This window comes from Phreatobacter sp. (assembly GCF_022843985.1).
Lineage (GTDB): Bacteria > Pseudomonadota > Alphaproteobacteria > Rhizobiales > Phreatobacteraceae > Phreatobacter.
Genome location: NZ_JALHMP010000037.1, coordinates 1 through 19327, shown reverse-complemented (window position 1 = coordinate 19327; position 19327 = coordinate 1). Strand labels below are relative to the sequence as shown.

The 19327-nt window shown below is 68.7% G+C and carries 14 protein-coding genes and 1 tRNA gene; 5 read left to right on the top strand and 10 right to left on the bottom strand.

The genetic code is table 11. The features are described from left to right. Positions 1-37: 37 nt before the first annotated feature. Positions 38-113, top strand: a tRNA-Phe gene (locus Q0C57_RS19170). Between the two features lie 251 nt (positions 114-364). Here the strand turns inward: Q0C57_RS19170 and Q0C57_RS19165 are convergent. Continuing rightward, a complete protein-coding gene (locus Q0C57_RS19165) occupies positions 365-1837 on the bottom strand; it encodes a pilus assembly protein TadG-related protein (protein WP_296578947.1) in 1473 nt (490 codons plus the stop codon). A gap of 247 nt (positions 1838-2084) precedes the next feature. Continuing rightward, on the bottom strand, positions 2085-3035 hold the full coding sequence (locus Q0C57_RS19160) for an aldo/keto reductase (RefSeq protein ID WP_296579004.1): 951 nt from the start codon (positions 3033-3035) through the stop codon (positions 2085-2087). Positions 3036-3272: 237 nt separating this feature from the next. Between Q0C57_RS19160 and Q0C57_RS19155 the strand changes: the two genes are divergently transcribed. Together Q0C57_RS19155 and Q0C57_RS19150 are read left to right on the top strand one after the other, a co-directional pair. Beyond that, positions 3273-4505 (top strand): crosslink repair DNA glycosylase YcaQ family protein, encoded by a 1233-nt coding sequence (locus Q0C57_RS19155; RefSeq protein WP_296578945.1) that lies wholly within the window; start codon positions 3273-3275, stop codon positions 4503-4505. Positions 4506-4638: 133 nt separating this feature from the next. Beyond that, entirely contained in the window at positions 4639-5448 is an 810-nt protein-coding gene (locus Q0C57_RS19150; RefSeq protein ID WP_296579000.1) for a crotonase/enoyl-CoA hydratase family protein, read from the top strand. A gap of 17 nt (positions 5449-5465) precedes the next feature. Here Q0C57_RS19150 and typA read toward each other — a convergent pair whose 3' ends face one another. Continuing rightward, the gene (gene typA, locus Q0C57_RS19145) at positions 5466-7289 is read right to left on the bottom strand and encodes a translational GTPase TypA (protein ID WP_296578941.1); all 1824 of its coding nucleotides are present in this window, start codon (positions 7287-7289) and stop codon (positions 5466-5468) included. A gap of 562 nt (positions 7290-7851) precedes the next feature. On the opposite strand from typA, the gene Q0C57_RS19140 reads away from it, so the two are divergent. Continuing rightward, positions 7852-8469, top strand: a complete 618-nt coding sequence (locus Q0C57_RS19140) for a response regulator (protein WP_296578938.1) — start codon at positions 7852-7854, stop codon at positions 8467-8469. A gap of 9 nt (positions 8470-8478) precedes the next feature. Here the strand turns inward: Q0C57_RS19140 and Q0C57_RS19135 are convergent, their stop codons facing one another. Further along, positions 8479-11061, bottom strand: coding sequence for an EAL domain-containing protein (locus Q0C57_RS19135; protein WP_296578935.1), 2583 nt, complete (start codon positions 11059-11061; stop codon positions 8479-8481). 130 nt (positions 11062-11191) lie between these two features. Further along, the gene (locus Q0C57_RS19130) at positions 11192-13117 is read right to left on the bottom strand and encodes a S8 family serine peptidase (RefSeq protein WP_296578932.1); all 1926 of its coding nucleotides are present in this window, start codon (positions 13115-13117) and stop codon (positions 11192-11194) included. Between the two features lie 319 nt (positions 13118-13436). Between Q0C57_RS19130 and Q0C57_RS19125 the strand changes: the two genes are divergently transcribed. Further along, positions 13437-16685 (top strand): PAS-domain containing protein, encoded by a 3249-nt coding sequence (locus Q0C57_RS19125; RefSeq protein ID WP_296578930.1) that lies wholly within the window; start codon positions 13437-13439, stop codon positions 16683-16685. 6 nt (positions 16686-16691) lie between these two features. Here Q0C57_RS19125 and Q0C57_RS19120 read toward each other — a convergent pair whose 3' ends face one another. The 5 genes from Q0C57_RS19120 to Q0C57_RS19100 form a co-directional block, all read right to left on the bottom strand. Continuing rightward, a complete protein-coding gene (locus Q0C57_RS19120; protein ID WP_296578928.1) occupies positions 16692-17333 on the bottom strand; it encodes a flavin reductase family protein in 642 nt (213 codons plus the stop codon). 29 nt (positions 17334-17362) lie between these two features. Then, entirely contained in the window at positions 17363-17791 is a 429-nt protein-coding gene (locus tag Q0C57_RS19115) for a copper chaperone PCu(A)C (RefSeq protein ID WP_296578927.1), read from the bottom strand. A 5-nt stretch (positions 17792-17796) separates the two neighbouring features. Further along, complete coding sequence (locus Q0C57_RS19110; RefSeq protein ID WP_296578925.1) at positions 17797-18306, bottom strand: copper chaperone PCu(A)C; 510 nt, start codon at positions 18304-18306, stop codon at positions 17797-17799. Positions 18307-18345: 39 nt separating this feature from the next. Further along, positions 18346-18687 carry a hypothetical protein gene (locus Q0C57_RS19105; protein ID WP_296578923.1) on the bottom strand — a complete coding sequence of 114 codons (342 nt, stop codon included), beginning with the start codon at positions 18685-18687 and terminating at the stop codon, positions 18346-18348. 73 nt (positions 18688-18760) lie between these two features. After that, positions 18761-19327 (bottom strand): DUF2155 domain-containing protein (locus tag Q0C57_RS19100; RefSeq protein WP_296578921.1); only part of this gene is annotated, 567 nt, incomplete at its 5' end.

Sequence of the window (19327 nt, the reverse complement as noted above, 5' to 3'; positions counted from 1 at the left end):
GCTGCTGATCGTCGCGAGACGGTCACAGGCGGCGGTCGCCCGGGTAGCTCAGTTGGTAGAGCATGCGACTGAAAATCGCAGTGTCGGCGGTTCGACTCCGTCCCCGGGCACCATTCGCCTTGCGCTCGCTCATCCATCGTCAATCCAGCCCGCCGCCGTCGTGACGGCGCGTCGCTGAAGCGTGCGGCCGGCAGGGACGCCGCGGCGGTGCGGTGTGGGGCCGGGCCCGCGGAGGACGGGCGACACGGCCGTGCCGCTTCCGCGGGGAGGCCGACGAAGCGCTGCATATGCGCTCCGGGGGGGCAGGCCGCCACCACCGGGGGCATGGTCCGGTGGCGCCGGGCGCCGGGCCGTCCGGCCCGCCTCAGCGCGTGATGCGCACGTTCTGCAGCGACAGGGCGATGTTCCTGAACACGTCGGAAAGCGACTGGCGGTCCGTGGCATCGAAGGCGTGGGCCGTCGAGGTGGCGCAGTTGCGCATCGCCGTGCGGGCGGTCACGTCGTTGCCGATGTCAAAGGCCACCGTGAAGATCTCGATGTTCTGCTGCTTGGCATAGGTGCAGATCGCATTCATGTCCGTATAGGTCTGGGTGATCTGGTTGGCCTGGTTGGTGGCGTTGCCGTTGGGCGTGAGATGCCGACCGTCGGAGGGGTTGAAGCGCAGCGTGTTGGCGCCGTCCGTCATCAAAACCATGACCTTGCGCGGGCGCCGGTTGGTCGGGTCATAGGCGGCGCCTTCGGCGAAGGGCGCGCCGGGCGACAGCACGTTGAGGCCCCAGATCAGCCCCGAGGGGATGTAGGTGAGGGGACGATAGCCGCCGATATTGACCCGCATGTCGCGGATGGCGGTGAGCACGGTAGCCTTGTTCGAGGTCAGCGGCACGATCGGGTTGAGGCACAGCTGGCTGGTCGCCAGGTAGCCGGGATAGCGCTCCGAGGGCTGGGTGTCGTTCTGGCGCAGCAGACCGGTAGTGCGAGAGCCGACGCAACCGAACCAGCGGAAGCGGCTCGTGCCACCGCCCGAGCACTGTTCATAGGGCGGCACGGTCTCGTCCCGGCAGGTCTGCGGCGTACAGTCATAGGTCTCCGACACGCCGTCAACGACACGGGTGCAGGTCCGCGCCGCACCACGGGTACAGATACGACGCGTCGTCCGGGTCTCGCAGGTGCGTGGACTGGTGACGTCATAGTCGGCCGGCACGTTCAGCCAGCTCGCATTGCGGTTGGCCGTGCCGACATTGACATAGTCGGCATAAGGGACGACGCCGATCTTCACATCGGCATTGGGGTCCTGCTTCAACGTGTTCACAAGTTCCTCGGCCGACTGTTTCAGCGACACCAGCTTGTTGCCGGACATCGACCAGGTGTTGTCCAGCACGAGCACGAGTTCGGTCGTGCCGTTGAGGCCGCGGATGGCTTTCGCCTCGGCCTGGTAGTCGAGACGGCTGATGCCGGCGAGCGCCATGAAGGTCGTGTTGATGGTGCCCGCCACCTTCAGGGTCACTTCGCGCTGGTCCGGCAGATAGCGGAATTCGGTGATGCGCGAGCCTTCCGCATTTCCACCCCGCAGGTTGGCATTGGCCTGAGCCTCAGCCAGCAGCTGCAGGCCGGCTTCGGCCTCCAGCTTCGAAGACGCCGCCGCCAGAGCCGCGGCATCGGCCGCCGCCTGGGCCGCCGTGCGGGCCGACGAGAGCCGCGAGAAATCGATGCCAGCACCGATGACGATCATCACCGGCAGGATGGACATGGCGAACAGCACCGCGACGACGCCGGATGTGTCGTTGCCCGCGCGGCCGAGGAAGGCTGCCAGGCGCTTGCGCAGGGTGTGAACGATCATGACGGGGTCTCGCGATGGTTCCGGATTGGACCCCCATGGCTAAAGAATGGCCTTGAATATTCCCCTAAAGGAAACGGTGGAACAGAGTGAACCGTGGCTGTGGTAAACAAAAGGCGCGGGTGGCCTCCGGTTTTTGGTCCCGAGACCAGGGGAGGGTTGCGCGCCTGTCGCTGCAGCCAGTGACCGTCACCCCATGGCTGACGTTCACCGCGGCAACCTTGATGGAGACCTGCTCGTCATCCGCCGATCAGGCGCCGGCCGCGTCCAGCCGCGCCATGTCCTCCGGACCCAGGGCAAGGGAGGCCGCGCGGATCAGACTCTCCAGCTGCTCCGGCGTCGTCGCGCTGGCGATCGGTGCCGTCACCGCCGGCTTGCGCATCAGCCAGGCGACGGCCACCTCCGCCGGTCTGGCGCCGCGGGCGCCGGCGACGTCGTCCAGGACCTTCAGGATGCGGAAGCCGCGTTCGGTGAGATAGGGCCTGACGCTGCGCTCGCCGCGCGGGCTCTTCCCCAGATCCGCCTCCGAACGGTACTTGCCCGACAGGAACCCCTTGGCCAGCGAGAAATAAGTGATGACGCCAATGTCCTCGGCGCTGCAGAGGTCAGCCAGCGGCCCCTCGAAGGCGGTGCGGTCGTGCAGGTTGTAGAGGGGCTGCAGCACCTCGTAGCGTGGCAGTCCTCCAGCCTTCGCCGCGGCGAGCGAGGCCGCAAGCTGAGCGGCATCGAGGTTGGAGCAGCCGATGGCCCGCACCTTGCCGGCATCAACCAGCCTCTCGAAGGCGCCCAGCGTCTCCTCGTAGGGCGTCTTCGGATCGGGGAAATGCGACAGGTAGAGGTCGATGACGTCGGTCTGCAGCCGCTTCAGCGAGGCCTCCACCGCCGCGGCGATGTAGGGCGCCGACAGGCCCTCCTTGCCCTCGCCCATGGGCGAGCCGACCTTGGTGATCAGCGTGATCCTGTCGCGGGTGCCGCGGGCCTTCATCCATTTGCCGATGATGGTCTCGCTCTCGCCGCCGACATGGCCGGGCGCCCAGGAGGAATAGACGTCGGCCGTGTCGATCGCGTCGAAGCCGGCATCGACGAAGCGGTCGAGGAGGGCAAAGGAGGTCGCCTCGTCGGCGGTCCAGCCGAAGACATTGCCTCCGAAGACCAGCGGGGCGATGGACAGGCCCGTGCGGCCGAGGGGGCGGCGGGTCAGGATCGGGTTCGGGGTCATGGCGGGCTCCTCGGCAGGTTCGATGACAGGTGGCGAGATTAACCTCCGCCGCCCGTTCGGGGACAAGTCGGCCACCGGATTCGGTCAGCATGGCAGCCCCGCAGGCGTCCCGGATCAGTCCTGGTGGGGCTTTGCGGCCTTGAAAAAATACTGCCAGCTTTCGGGTGGCCGTCGGTCTATCCCCGGCCTATGCCGGCTCTGGCCCCCCTCGGTGATCCCATGCCGCCTCGCCCCGACACGCTCTCGCTGAAACAGGCCCGCCGCATCGCCGTCGCCGCCCAGGGCTTCGACCTCGCCGGCCTGTCGCGCCGCGCGGCCCATGCCGGCGGGCGCCGGCACCTCAGGCGCATGGCCGAGAGCCTCGGCGTCATCCAGATCGATTCGGTCAATGTGGTGGCCCGCGCCCACACCCTGCCGGGCTTCTCCCGCCTCGGCCCCTATGACACGGCCGATCTCGACGCGCTCGCCTATGCCGGGCGGCGGCGGGTGCTGTTCGAATATTGGGGCCACGAGGCCTCCTACCTGCCGGTGGCGCTCCAGCCGCTGTTCCGCTGGCGCATGGAGCGGGCCCGCCGCGGGGAGGGCATCTATGGCGGTCTCGCGCAGTTCGGCCGGGAGCGCACCGACCTGATCGAGGCGGTGCGCCGCGAGATCGAGACCGAGGGACCGAAGGCGGCAGGGGAACTTTCCCACGGCCACCGCGGCGCAGGCGGCTGGTGGGGCTGGTCGGAGGGCAAGCGCGCCGTCGAGTGGCTGTTCTGGGCCGGCATCGTGACGACCGCGACCCGCCGCGGCGCCTTCGAACGCGTCTATGACCTGACCGAGCGGGTGCTGCCGCGGACGGTGCTGGAGGCGCCGACACCGGCCGCGCCGGAGGCGCTGCGCGAACTCGTCCGCCTGTCCTCCGCCGCCCTCGGCATCGCCACCGAGCGCTGCCTGCGCGACTATTACCGCCTCGGCCTCGCCGACACCCGGCGGGCGGTGGCCGAGCTCGTCGAGAGCGGCGACCTCCTGCCCGTCACCGTCGCCGGCTTCCGCCAGCCCGCCTATCTCTCCAGGGACGCCCGCTTGCCCCGCCGGGTCGAGGCCTGCGCCCTGCTCGCCCCCTTCGATCCGCTCATCTGGCAGCGCGAGCGCACCGAGGCGCTGTTCGGCGCCCGCATCCGCCTCGAGATCTACACCCCCGCCGACAGGCGCGCCCACGGCTACTACGTCCTGCCCTTCCTGCTCGGCGATACGATCGCCGCCCGCGTCGACCTGAAGGCGGATCGCGGCCGCAGCTGCCTCGTTGTCCAGGCGGCCCATCTGGAGGCCGGGGCTGCGGCCGGGGCCGTGGTGGCGCCGCTGGCGGCGGAACTCACGCTCATGGCGCGCTGGCTGGGGCTGGAGCATGTCGCCGTCGCGCCACGCGGCGACCTGGCGCCGCTGCTCGGTGACCTGCTGAAAGGCTGATGCCCTGCATCGGGAGAGCGCAATCCGGCCATTGTCCCGCGGAAGACTCTCGACCCGCCCGAATGGCCGGCTTCAACCGGCCTCCCGCCTCTCCCACAATGGGCCGAGGAGCCGGCCCATGACCACCACCCGCATCCGCGACCGCATCGCCGTCACCGTCGCGGACGGCGTCGCCGATATCCGCCTCGACCGCCCGGACAAGATGAACGCGCTCGACCACGCCATGTTCGATGCCCTGATCGAGGCGGCGGACCTTGTCCGCGACACCGCCGGCGTCCGGGCGGCCGTGCTCTCCGGCGAAGGGCGCGCCTTCTGCGCCGGCCTCGACTTCGCCTCCTTCCAGGCCATGCAGGCGGGCGGCGATGCGGCGCTCTCCGATCTCACGCTCCGCACCCACGGCATCGCCAACCGGCCGCAATATGCGGCCTGGTGCTGGCGCGAGCTGCCCGTTCCGGTCATCTGCGCCCTCCACGGCGTCGCCTATGGCGGTGGCCTGCAGGTGGCGCTCGGCGCCGACCTGAGACTGGCGACCGCCGACGCCAGGCTCTCGGTCATGGAGATCAAATGGGGGCTGGTGCCCGATGTTGCCGGCACCCAGCTGCTGCGCCATCTCTGCCGCGACGACGTCGTCCGTGACCTGACCTATACCGGCCGCGTCGTCACCGGCGAGGAGGCCTGCCGCCTCGGCCTCGTCACCCGCGTCGAGGCCGATCCGCGGGCGGCGGCGCTGGCGGCGGCGCGGGAGATTGCGGCGAAGAATCCGGACGCCGTCCGTGCCGCCAAGCGGCTGCTCAACGCCGCGACGGTCGTGCCGCCCGCCGAGGGGCTGCTGCTGGAATCGGTCGAGCAGCAGGCCATTCTCGGCAGCGCCAACCAGCGTGAGGCGGTGGCCGCCAACATGGAGAAGCGGCCGCCGCGATTTGCCGATTGCCCCGGCAGGTGACGGGGCGGGAGCGGGGCTTAGGCCACCGCTTCCCGCGACTTCTCGGCGCGCTTGCGGTCGTTCGGGTCGAGATGGGTCTTGCGCACGCGGATCGACTTCGGCGTGACCTCGACCAGTTCGTCGTCCTGGATCCAGGCCAGGGCCTTCTCCAGGGTCATGCGGATCGGCGGGGTGAGGCGCACCGCCTCGTCCTTGGAGGTCGTGCGGATATTGGTGAGCTTCTTGCCCTTCAGCACGTTCACTTCGAGGTCGTTGTCGCGGTTGTGGATGCCGATGATCATGCCGCGATAGACCTTGACCCCGGGATCGATGATCATCGGGCCGCGATCCTCGAGGTTCCACATCGCATAGGCGACGGCCTCGCCGATATCGTTGGAGATCAGCACGCCGTTGATCCGGCTGGGGATCTCGCCCTTGTGCGGCTCATAGGCCTTGAACAGGCGGTTCATGATGGCCGTGCCGCGGGTGTCCGTCAGCAACTCCGACTGGTAGCCGATGAGGCCGCGGGTCGGGGCATGGAAGACGAGGCGCAGGCGGTTGCCGCCCGACGGCTTCATCTCGACCATTTCGGCGCGGCGCTCGCTCATCTTCTGCACGACGACGCCGGAATGCTCCTCGTCGACGTCGATGAGGACCTCCTCGACCGGCTCCAGCACCTCGCCATTGTCGCCCTTCTGGAAGACGACGCGCGGCCGCGACACCGCGAGTTCGAAGCCCTCGCGGCGCATGGTCTCGATGAGGATGGCGAGCTGGAGTTCGCCGCGGCCGGAGACGAAGAACGTGTCCTTGTCCGGGCTTTCCTCGATCTTCAGCGTGACGTTGCCCTCGGCCTCCTTGAACAGGCGGTCGCGGATCATGCGGCTGGTGACCTTGTCGCCCTCGGTGCCGGCGAGCGGGCTGTCATTGACGATGAAGCCCATCATGACGGTCGGCGGATCGATCGGCTGGGCCTGGATCGGGGTGTCGACGGTCGGGTCGCAGAACGTATCGGCGACCGAGCCCTTCGACAGGCCGGCAATGGCGACGATGTCGCCGGCGATGCCCTCGTCGATCGGCTGGCGCTCGATGCCGCGGAAGGCGAGGATCTTGGAGATGCGGCCGGTCTCGACCACGGTGCCGTCACGGGAGAGCACCTTGATCGACTGGTTCGGCTTCACCGTGCCGGACGCGATGCGGCCAGTGATCATGCGGCCGAGGAAGGGGTTCGCCTCCAGCAGCGTGCCGAGCATGCGGAACGGGCCGTTGCCGACATCGGGCTCGGGCACATGGCGCAGCACGAGGTCGAACAGGGGGGCGAGGCCCTGGTCGATTGGGCCTTCCGGCTTTTCAGCCATCCAGCCCTCGCGTCCCGACCCGTAGAGGATCGGGAAGTCGAGCTGTTCGTCGGTGGCATCGAGCGCCGCGAACAGGTCGAAGACCTCGTTGATGACCTCGACATGGCGGGCGTCGGGACGGTCGATCTTGTTGATGGCGACGATCGGCTTGAGGCCGATCTTCAGCGCCTTGCCGACCACGAACTTGGTCTGCGGCATCGGCCCCTCGGCGGCGTCGACCAGCACGATGGCGCCGTCCACCATGGAGAGGATGCGCTCGACCTCACCGCCGAAATCGGCGTGGCCCGGCGTGTCGACGATGTTGATGCGCGTGTCCTTCCAGACGACCGAGGTCGCCTTGGCGAGGATGGTGATACCGCGCTCCTTCTCAAGGTCGTTGGAGTCCATGACCCGCTCGGCGACCCGCTGGTTGTCGCGGAAGGAGCCGGACTGCTGCAGCAGCTTGTCGACCAGGGTGGTCTTGCCATGGTCGACATGGGCGATGATGGCGATGTTGCGCATAGACATGGCAGGGGCGTCCGGTCGGGCGAATAGAAAAAAGCGGGCATCGTCGAAAAGGCGGCCCGCGTGAACTCTGTTGCGGTGCGTCTATAGGAGACGGCCCCGCGGTGCAACGGAAACCGGGCGCCAGGGCGTGGCGCTTGCTGCCGGCACCGCTCTCGCAATTTGCGAGGCTCTTGCGGAATGCATGGCGCATTCGGCGAGACCGGCTGGGGGCGGCACGGCAGGTCAGTCCAGATATGGCGGCCGGAGGGCGGTCGGGGCACCATATGTTGTGATGAGGGGTCAGGGAAAGCCGTGGCATCGCCTCTGCAAGACAAAAGGTGATCCGGCATCAGGTTTTGCGTCGCCGGTTCAATGGCTCGGACGGGAGGGGACCGCAATCTGCGACCCCTTGAGCGCGGTCTCCTCCCATCCACTCGCGCGGGCCCTGCGCAACCTCGTTCCCTCGCCGTCCTTCTGTCTGCGCCACGCCACGCTGCTCGCATCGGCGCGTCGCGCCGCTTAGCGCTTCCTTAAGCACGATCGTGGCATGACAGTCAGGTTGCATGACCCAAGGTCACGTCGCGTGTCGAAGAGTAACCCCCTCAATCTGCATCGCCCGGCCAGCACCACGATCCTGGTCGCCGATGAGCAAGCCTTTTCGCGCCGGATCATCCGCTCGGTCCTGACGGGCCTCGGCCGGGTGATCGAATGCCGGACGGGTTTCGATGCCGTGGAATCGGCCGAACAGTTGCGCCCGAGCCTGATCGTCCTCGGCATGAACCTGAGCGGTCTGGACGGCGTCGAGGTCACCCAGATGCTGCGCCGCGCCGATGGCGGACTCGAGTTCACCCCGATCATCATGATCTCCGGTTATCCCACCCGCGCGTCCGTTCTCGGTGCCGTGACCGCTGGCGTGCATGAATATGTGGCTCGGCCGTTCAGCACGAAGACCTTGCGCTCCCGGGCGGAGTCGGTCCTGGCGATGCCGCGCCCCTTCGTCCGCTCCCGTGTCTATTTCGGTCCGGTCCCGCGCGCCAAGACCGTGCGTCACGAGGTGCTCGGCAAGGTCGGCGAGGAGTCCTTCGCCAGCATGATCTGCGGCGTCCATCACGCCCGCGCCGATCAGGCGCTCTGCCCGCTCGGCATCCACTGCCTGTGCCAGTCCTATATCCGGCCGAGCAAGGACATCTTCGAGTTGTGACGCCCGTCGTCAGGCGACCCCGGCGACGGCGGCGGGTTCGTCGCGCGGTGCCAGCCAGGCGGCGAGCGCCGCCGGCGCCATTGCCGGCGAGAAGAGGTAGCCCTGCATCGCATGGCATCGCAGGCCCTGCAGGAAGCGGCGCTGCGGCTCGGTCTCGACGCCCTCGGCGACGACCGTCAGGCCGAGGCTCTGGCCGATGCGGATAACGGCGGAGGCGACCGCCCGGGCGTTCTTGTCGGTCTGCAGGTCGCGCACGAAGCTCTGGTCCAGCTTGATCTCTGCGATCGGCAGCGTCGAAACCGACGAGAGGCTCGAATAGCCGGTGCCGAAATCGTCGAGGGACAGCCGCACACCCAGGCCGGCGACCGCCTCGACCGTGGCAATCGTTGCCGGGCACTTGTCCATCATCACGCCTTCGGTGATCTCCAGCGTCAGGGCGTCGGCCGGGAGCCCTGATGCCTCCAGGGCCGCCGAGATGAGGGCGGGCAGGCTGGGATTGCGGAAATGCAGCGGCGACAGATTGACCGAGATGGTCGGGATCGCCAGGCCTTGCGCCCGCCACTCCGCCAATTGCCGGCAGGCCTCGCAGAGCGCCCATTCGCCGATCGCTTCGATCAGGCCGCATTCCTCCGCCAGCGCGATGAACCGCGAGGGCGGCACCTGGCCGAAGACCGGATGATGCCAGCGGGCGAGCGCCTCGACGCCGTGCAGTTTGCCGTTCTCGCCGAGGATCTGCGGCTGGTAATGCAGTTGCAGGTGGCCGGCACGCAGCGCGTCCTTGAGGGCATTGCCCATCACGAGCCGTTCGTGGATCTGGTCGTTCATGCCCGGGCTGTAGAAGCGGAAGGCGCCTCGGCCGTCGTTCTTCGCCTCGTACATCGCCGTGTCGGCGTGCTTGAGCAGTTCCTCGCGGTCCCTGCTGTCGCTGGGATAGAGACTGATGCCGATGCTGACCGAGGCGGACAGCATCATGCCGTCGATGCTGGCAGGAACCGCGAGGGACTTCGCCACGCGTTCGGCGACCTGAGCCGCACGGGCGCTGCCGCAATCATCCAGCACCATCACGAACTCGTCGCCGCCGAGACGGCAGACCATGTCGCCCGGCCGCACCTGGCTGCGCAGGCGCTGGCCGATCTCGACGAGAAGGGCGTCGTCGGCCGAATGGCCGAGCGAATCGTTGACATCCTTGAAGCTGTCGACGTCGAGGAAGAGGACGGCCATCTCCGGAGCCTGCTCGCCCTGCGCCCTGGCGATGCGCTGATCGATGGCCTGCACGAGCTGGCTGCGGTTGGGCAGGCCTGTCAGCGTGTCGAAATAGGCGAGCCGGGCGATATGGGCCTTGGCTTCGTGGCGCTCGATGGCGAGCGCGCACAGATGGATACAGGCCTCGACCAGTCGCTCGTGCCACGCACTGGGACCGCGCTTTTCGCGGTAATAGAAGGCGAACGCCCCGGCGACGCGGCCGTCCTTGAGCTTGATCGGGCTCGACCAGCAGGCTTTCAGCCCGAGCGGCAGCGGCAGCTCCTTGTAGGGGGCCCAGAGCGGATCGGTCTCGATGTCCTCGACAAGCACCGGTTCGCCGCGCCAGGCGGCGGTACCGCAGGAGCCGACCGACGGCCCGATTGCAATGCCGTCCAGCGCCTGGGAGTAATAGGCGGGCAGGCTCGGCGCGGCGAGCGGCCGCAGCGTCTTCTGGTCGTCGACCCTGATGACTGAGCAGACGACCCCCGGCGCAATCGTCTCAACCTCGCGGCAGACGAGATCGGCGACGATGTCGAGGTCGTCGTCGCGGGCCACCGCCTCAAGGACGCGCTGCTGCAGCACCTGGGTCTGGCGCGTCTCGGTGATTTTGCAGATGACCGAGACGGCGTTGCGCAGCTTGCCGCCCTCGCCGAAGACCGGATTGACCGTGGCAGCGACCCAGATCTCCCGTCCGTCCTTGTGATAGGCGATCAGCTCCATCGTCTCGCTGCGGTCGCCGCTCGTCAGATTGCCGAGCGCCACCAGCGTCCTGGCATTGGTGTGCCGCCCCGCCAGCAATTGCGAGGGATCGGCGCCGATCAACTCCTCGCGCCCATAACCGAACAGGTCAGTGAAGGCACGGTTGGCATAGACCGCGCGGTGACAGCTGTCGGTGATCAGCACCGCCCGGTCGGTCTCGTTCGCCACCAGCGACAGGAGGTAGAGCTCCTCGCGGCGATGCACCTCCTCGGTGACGTCCTTGATGAAGGCCGCGTAGTAGATGGTCTCGCGGATCCAGGTCCGCGACAACGACAGCGAGCCCCAGCCGCGCGTCCCGTCGGGACGTTCGATGGGGACCTCCAGGGTCGAGCCGACCAGCTGGTCGTCAGCGCCGAGCCTGTTGTTCTCGATCTGCTCCTCGTAGCGGGCGGCGACGTCGGCCGGCACCAGAATGCGGACGTTCCGGCCGAGGACTGTGCGGCGGTCAATCCCCCAGAGCCGCTCGGCTGCGGCGTTGAACAGGACGACATTGTTGCAACCGTCGATGACCACGACGGCGTCGACCGCCTGTTCGATGACGGGCCCGAAAAAACCGATATCTGCGATGCTCTCGTCCGGTGCTGTCGCCATGGCCCCGTCCCGCCCCAACGCAACTCCCTTGGGAAACGGAGCGCGAATTGGACAGATGGTACGGGTCAAATCCTGCCCAGGACGTAAACATGCCATGCCAGCAGGGAGCGAGCGGCCTGCGCCTCGTCTCTCAGCGCGGTGTCAGGCTCGCCGGGGCGGGGGCGGCCGGCGCCTCCGGCGCCGGCTGCGCCGATGCACGGGGCGAGGGGTCCGCCGGCGCCGTCGCCATGGCGGGCGGGGCTTCCTGCCGGGGCAGTTCGGCGGTCAGGGCCCGCACCGGATCGGCGACTCCCGCGCCGAGCTTCGGGTCGGGAATATCGGCCTGGCGGGCGGTCGCCTGCAGCAGCCGGCGCAACGTCGCCGGGTCAGCGTCCGGATGGCGTTCCAGGATCAGCGCGGCGATACCGCTGACATGGGCGGCAGCCACCGAGGTGCCCGAGGAGATCTGGTAGCCGCCGCGCGGTGCCGGCAGGATGATCTCGACGCCCGGCGCGGCGACGGCCACATGCTCGCCCTGCGTCGCGGCATCGAACAGCCGCCCGTCGCGGTCGGTGGCCGTCACGGCGATGACGTTGGGATCGGCAGCGGGAAAGGCGATGGGCGCGCCGGGCCCGCCATTGCCCATGGCGGCGATCATGGCGATGCGCCGGTCTGCCGCCACCTGGATGGCGCGGGCGATCATCGGGTCGCGCGGCCCGGCGAAGCTCATGTTGATGACCCTCGCGCCGTTGCGGATGGCCCAGTCCATGGCCTTGACGATGTGGAAGCTGGTGCCTGTCGAGCCTTGTGTCTGGCCCGGCGCGAAGGCGCGCACGGCATAGATGTCGGCACCGGGCGAGACGCCAAGCAACTGGCGCTGCGCCACGATGGCGCCCGCCATGCCGGTTCCGTGCTCATGGGCCCGGAACGCGCCGCCTACCGCGTCAAAGCTCTGCGTGACGCGCCCTGCGAGTTCGGGATGCCCGGCATCGACACCGGAATCGATCACGGCGATGGCGACGCGCTGGCCGCGGGCGATCTGATGTGCCTCGGACAGGCGCAGCGCGTCGACCACATATTGCAGCCGCTGGTCGCGGCCGGCGCGCATCGCATTGGCCGATTGCAGGCGGACGCGGAATTCGGGGCGTTCGAACACGTAGTTGGGCTGGATATAGGCGAAGCCCACCGCCTGCTGCATGGCGCGGATGGCCGCCGGAACGGTCTGGCGGTTCGGCACCCGGTAGCGGTGCATGACGGCGCCGACCACCTCGGCGGTCTCGCGCTGCAAGAGCCTGAGGCCGAAGCGGCGCTCGACCTGGCGGATGGCGTCGCGCGGCGCATCGGGTGACATGATGAACAGCACCTCGCCGGCGACGAAGCGGCGCTCATCCGCGGGGGGAAGCCCGGGCGGTTCGTTTGCCTCGGCGGCCCGGTCGTTTGCCCGGGCCTGTTCGATGATCGACAGGATGGCCGGCACCGCGATGGCCACCGCCGCTGCGCCAAGGATGGCGTTGCGGCCGCCGCCGCCACCGCCGAAGCCACCGCCGCCGGGCAGGCCGGGAGGCAGGATGCCGCCGGGGCCGCCGGGAATGCCACCGCCACCCACCGCCGCCCCGATCAGCGGCGCGATCACCCCGAGGGCCGCGGCCGCCCCCGCGCCCTGATCCTGCTGCGGTGCGGCCTGCTGCTGGCGACGGTCACGCGCGTTGCCACGCCGGGCATTGCCGCGCCCGGGCTGTTGCTGCGGATCGGCTTGTGCAGCTCCGCCGCCGAGGATGGCGCCGAGTGCGCCCGGTAGGCCGCCCGCCGGGGCCTCGGGGGCCGCCTGCTGGCCGCGACGGGTTGCCCGCGGCGCCTGGGATGAGGGCTGGCCACGCCGCTGCGTCGCCGCTCCCGGTCGCGCCCGCTCGCCGCCCCGCCCGGCATTCTGTCCGCCACCGAGGGAACGCAGCCCCGCCCCGAGATCGAACTGGGCCGCAGCACTGCGCACGTCGAGGACCGTCAGCGTCGCCGTCCCCAGGAGGGTGGCCACGAGGCCGGCGAGAATGCGGCGTCCGGACATGCGGTGAGTGGCCATGGGAACCCCCTGGAGGCTGTTGGCAAGCTTGCCTTAGGTCCTCGGTGTTTCCAACAGGCGTCGGATCGCCCGGTCCCGTGTTGCGCGGCCGTCGCCGGTGCTTCTCTGGGATTGCGGCAAAGAGGGCCCATCGATTTGACCGCCGTCGTCTCCGCCTGAACCAGCGCCGCTCCCGTCGGGCAGCATCAGGATCGAAATCGGGGAGTGCCCGCTTTCGACCATGATGATTAACGTCTTGTTCGTGGGATGGGCGCTAACTGAGTCGGTGGGGCCTTGGAGGCGGCTTGTGGGCGTGACGCGCAGCGAAACAGCCGTTCGCATGGACCGTCGCGGCAGAGCGGCCGCGACGCCGTCCGTCGACTATCGTGAGATCGCGCTCGAATCCGTGGCGCACGGCTTCTGCGTCTTCGACGCCGACCTCACCATCCGTCTGTCCAACCGCCGCATGCTCGATCTCTTCGGCATGCCCATGGAGGTCGCGAGCGCCGGCGCCTCGATGTATGGCCTGCTGCGCTACAGTGCTCAACAGGACCGTCTTGATGGCGTGCCGCTGGACCAGGCCTGGGCCGAGCGGCTCGCCCTGCTGGCGAAGGGCGAGCCTTTCTCGCGCCGCGAACGCTTTGCCGATGGCCGCACGGTCTTGATCAGCTATCAGCCGGCGCCGGACGGCTGCTGGGTCGCCATCCACCACGACATCACCGCCCAGCAGAAGCTGGAGGATGAACTCCGGTCCCAGGCGACGATTTTCCGCGAAGCGCTGGAGAACATGTCGCATGCACTGGCCGTCTTTGATTCGGCGAAGCGGCTCGTCGTCTGCAACAGCCGCTATCCCGCGATCTTTGGCTTCACGTCTGGCGAGATCAGGCCCGGGGTCCACCTCCACCAGATCTACGCCCTCGCCATCGAGAGGGGGCTGTATACCGGTGAGACGCTGGAGCAGATGATCGAGGAGGCCGATAGGAACATCGCTGCCGGCAAGGAGGTCACCCGTCGCCGCCATCTGCCCGATGGGCGGTGGATCCATACCCGCGCGCGGGCCACCCCCGATGGCGGCTGGATATTCACCGCCGAGGATGTCACGGATCGGGAACTGGCGGTGCAGGCGCTCAAGGAGCAGCATCAGCGTTTCGACGCGGCCCTGAATGCCATGCCCCAGGCGCTCTGCATGTTCGATGCCGACCAGCGCCTGATCGTCTGCAACACCAATTACATCACGCTGTTTCGCGCCGACCCCGCCGTGGTGCAGGTCGGCATCAGCCTGCGCGAGATCTTCGAGCATGGCGTTCAACTCGGCAGCTATCCCGGCATGTCCGCCGACGACCTGGTGGCGCGTCGCCTCGAGGCCATCGCCCGGGCCGACGGCAAGGCCTATGATCAGGCGATGACGGACGGTCGCATCATCGCGGTGTCGGTCGAGACCATGGAGGGCGGCGGCTGGCTCGGCATGTTCGAGGACGTCACTGACCGCCGCCGCGCCGAGCGTGAGCGCGCCCTCGCCGTGTCGGCCATGCTTGAGCAGAACATCCTGATGGACGCCACGCTGGAGAGCATGGCGCAGGGGCTGTGCGTCTATGACCGCGAGTTCCGCATCGTCGTCGTCAACCGCCGCTACCGGGAGATCTATGACCTGACCGAGGAGGAGGTGCGGCCGGGCATGACCATGCGGGCGGTCATCGCGCGCAGCGTCGCCAAGGGGACCCATCTGGCCGGCAAGGATGCCGAGACGATCTATCGGGACTTCGTCCGCACCCTGGTCGAAAACAAGGAGCCGATGCTCCAGCGTCACCTCGCCGACGGACGCATCATCGAGGTCAGGGTCCAGCCCATGGCCAATGACGGCTGGGTCGCGACTTTCGAGGACATCACGGCCCGCGAGAGGGCCTCGCTCGAACTGCGCGAGCAGCACCGCCGCTTCGACGCCGCGCTGAACAACATGGCCCATGGCCTGTGCATGCTGGACGACGAGCTCAACCTCATTGTCTGCAACACGCGCTATCTCGACATGTACGGCATGTCGCCAGATGTGGTCCGCCCCGGCGTGACCATGCGGACCATTACCGAGCACAGCATCGCGCTGGGCAACTACGCCGACGCGACGCCGGATTCATTGCTGGAAAGCTACCTGGAGCGGCTGCGCCGGGGCGAGTTCCTGTCGCACCGCCAGCTCGCTGACGGACGCATCTTCAAGGTTCTCTACCACCCGATGCCGCATGGCGGCTGGGTGGCGATCCACGAGGACGTCACCGAGCGCCGCAAGGCGGAACAGCACATCGTCCATCTCGCCCACCACGATTCGCTCACCGGCCTGCCCAACCGCGTGCTCTTCCGCCAGCACATGGCTGAAGGCCTGGCCGATGTCGGCCGTTCCGGTGCTCCCATGGCCCTGCTCTGCCTCGACCTCGATCACTTCAAGTCGATCAACGACACGCTCGGCCATCCGGTCGGCGACGTCCTGCTGACCCTCGTCGCGGAGCGGCTGGGACAGGCGGTAGCCGGTGCCGGGACCATCGCCCGGCTCGGTGGCGACGAGTTCGCCATCCTCCTGCACCGCGCCGGCCGGCACCAGGCGGAGACCCTGGCGCGGCGGCTCGTGCGCGACATGTCGGAGCCTTTCGTGGCCGAGGGCCATCTCATCAATTCGGGGATCAGCGTCGGTATCGCGCTGGCCCCGCAGGATGCCGCCAGCGGCGACCACCTGATGAAATGCGCCGATCTCGCGCTCTATCGCGCCAAGTCGGAAGGGCGGGCCATGGTCCGCCTCTTCGAGCCGCAGATGAGCCACCGCCTCGAAGCACGCCGCCAGCTCGAACTCGATCTCAGGCACGCGGTGCAGACCAACGAGTTCCGCCTTGTCTTCCAGGCACAGGTCATCAGCGCCGATCTCCGTCTGGTCGGCTTCGAGGCACTGGTCCGCTGGGATCATGCGTTCCGCGGCAATGTCCCGCCCGCCGACTTCATTCCGCTGGCCGAGGAAACCGGCCTCATCCTGCCGCTCGGTGAATGGGTCCTCCATCAGGCCTGCGCCGAGGCGGCACGCTGGCCGGATCCCCTCCAGGTCGCTGTCAATCTGTCGCCGGTCCAGTTCAAGGACCGGTCGCTGGTCGCAACCATCCGCCGGGCCCTGAGGGACTCCGGTCTGCATCCCGGCCGCCTCGAACTGGAGATCACCGAGGCGGTCCTGCTCCAGCGGGACGACGTCACCATCGCCATGCTGCACGAACTGCGCGCCCTCGGCGTGCGCATCGCCATGGATGATTTCGGCGTCGGCTATTCCTCGCTGAGCTACCTGCGCAGCTTTCCCTTCGACAAGATCAAGATCGACCGGTCCTTCATCGCAGAGCTTGGCCAGAGCCGCGACAATATCGCCATCGTCCGCGCCATGGCCGATCTGGGGGCAAGCCTGGGCATCGAGACCACCGCCGAGGGGGTCGAGACCGACGCGCAGCTCGCCATCGTGCGCGATTGCGGCTGCACCCATGTGCAAGGCTATCTCGTCAGCCCGCCGCGGCCGCCGGCCGATCTGCCCGCCCTCATCGCGCGGATGGGCACGGGTGGTCTGATCCCCTGACGCCGCTCACAGCCCGGCGGGGCGCCGTCCTGCGGCCCAGGCGGCGGGGTCGATGCGCTCGAGGCCGAACATGTCCTGCTGGCGCGCATAGAGATTGCCGAAGAGCCGTCCGACCGGGCGGTACTGCGCCATGTCGACGTTGAAGCGCTCATCCATGATGTCCTCGCGCACATGGACATGCACGACGCGACCGATCAGCAATTCACGCTGCGGCCCGAAATTCAGCGACAGTTCGCGCACGCATTCGAGGGCGGCCGGCGCCTCCGCGATGCGCGGCGGCGCCACCTGCTGCGACGCTGCCGTGGTCAGCCCGACGGCGCTGACCTCCGAGATGTCCGAAGGGAACTCGGTGGCACAGGCATTCATGGCATCGGCCAGCGGCTCGTCGACGAGATTGACGACGAACTGCCCGGTCGCGGCGATGTTCCGCGTCGTGTCCTTTGGCGAGCGGTCGGCCCTATGCTGCAGGCCAAGGACGACCAGCGGCGGCGCCTCCGAGAAGACGTTGAAGAAGGAATAGGGCGCGGCATTGACCAGCCCCTCCCCGTTCACCGTCGAGACCAGCGCGATCGGCCGCGGCACGACGAGCGAGCAGAGGATCTTGTAGACCCGGTCGTCGGCCAGGCTGTCGAGGGCGATGGAGCGCATGGGATGGTTCCGCAGGCTTCGGGATGGTTTCAGCTGGAATAGGGCGACCGCTCCACCCAGATCTCGACCTCCTTAGGGCCATTGCGCGCGAACACCAAGGTCATCGGAAAGCGGTCGCGGACCCTGAGCGGCCGATTCAGGCCGGTGAGGACAAGATGCGGCCCGTCGGCGCGCATGCCGATCGGACGGCGCGGGATGATGTCCCACCGCGCGGCGGGCGGCTGGCCCGCCACCGGCACGAACTGGACCGCAGCGGCGACCGGCGTGCTGGCACCGGTCAGCACGTCCGGCTGGCCCTGGACGACCGCCAGGGGCATGAAGGCGCGGGTGGTCGGCCCTTCCGAGGGGAGGCACCAGGCATGGCCGATCATCAGGTCGCCATGGCGGTAGGAATGGGCGGCGGCCTCACCCGCGGCGAAGGCCGCGGGCAGGGCCATGAGGGTGCGGCGGCTGATCATGGCCGTCAGTGCCGCGGCGCGCCGTGGCCGCCCGAGGGTCCGGGCGCCCCCACCGGCGCGACCGTGTAGTCGATCGTGACGGTGCCGGCCTTTTCGAAGACCAGGGTGCCGCGCTGGGCCGCGCCGGTCCGGATCTGGTCGGACAGGTCCATGAACATCATGTGGTAGCCGCCGGGACGAAGCTGCACCGAGCCGCCGGCCGGAATCTCGATGCCGCCGCGCACCTCGCGCATGCGCATCATGCCGTCGACCGTCGCCATTTCATGCACCTCCACCCGTGGCGCATTGGGGAAGGTGCCGCCGATCAGCCGGTCGGGCGTGGTGCCGGTGTTCCGGATCACCATGAAGCCGCCGGCGACCTTGGCGCCGCCAGGCGTCGCCCGCGTCCAGGGGGCTTCGATGACGAGCGGTCCGACACGGAAGGTCGCGACCTGGGGGGTGCCGTGGGTCTGGGCCTGCGCCAGGCCGACAGGCAGGAGGGCGGCTGCAGCCGCGAGGAGAAGGCGTCTGTTCATGATCATGTCTCGATGAGAGGAGAGGGTGTGGCGGCGGCCTCACGTGGCCGCCGGCGGCGCTCTCGCGGCATGATCGAAGCTCAGGGGCGAAATGATCCGGAACGTGCGGGGGGCCTTCCGTTCCCGCTCCGCCGGATCGTGGGATTCCGCGGGGGCTCCCGCCGCGGCGGACTGGCCACCCTCTGCCGGCGGGGCACCGAGGCAGTGATCATCGCAGGCGGCATGGGGCGCGGGGGCAGGCCCGTCCTTCTCGGTGATGCAGAGCATGCCCGGCATGGTTCCTGCCGCCAGGCGATGCGCCTTGGCCGCCTGCGACAGCAATCCGTCGGCGGACAGGACAAGGGCGATGAGAAGCGCGAGGGCGAGGCGCAGATGGCGCATGCGGACCTTCTACGGGGGAGCGTCCCGCGGATCAATTCGGAAGCCCTGCGACGGATCGCGCGTCCGGAAGGGGTCAGCGGCGCTGCGGGGGAGGTGCCTGTGCGGCGGGGGCTGCGGCGGGCGGCGCCGGCGCCTGGCCCTGGACCAAAGGTGCCGTCTGCTTGCAGTCCGTCAGCCAGACATCATAGATGGAGTGTTCGACGCCGGAGAGGCCCGGGCTCGCCGCGAACATCCATCCGCCGTAGATGCGGCGGACCTCGCCGTTGAGCGTCACCTCGTCGACCTCGACGAAGGAGGTCGTCTGCGGCGTCTCCGTCGGCGGACGAGTATAGCAGATGCGCGGCGTCACCTGCAGCGCGCCGAACTGCACCGTCTCGTCGATGGCGACGTCGAAGCTGATGATTCGGCCGGTGATCTTGTCGAGGCCCGAGAAGACCGCGGTGGGGTTGTTGATGCGCTGGCGCGGCGGCGCGATCACGGTTTCGTCCGGGGCCGGCGCCACGGTCTCGCCGGGAAGCGCCTGGCGGCGCTCGCGTGGTGCGTCCTGCTGCGAGGGTGGCGTATCGGCGGGCGCCGCCTGGCGCGGTGGCCGCTGCGGCCGGGGCGGGGGTGCCGTCTGTCCCGGCGGCGGCGGGCGCTG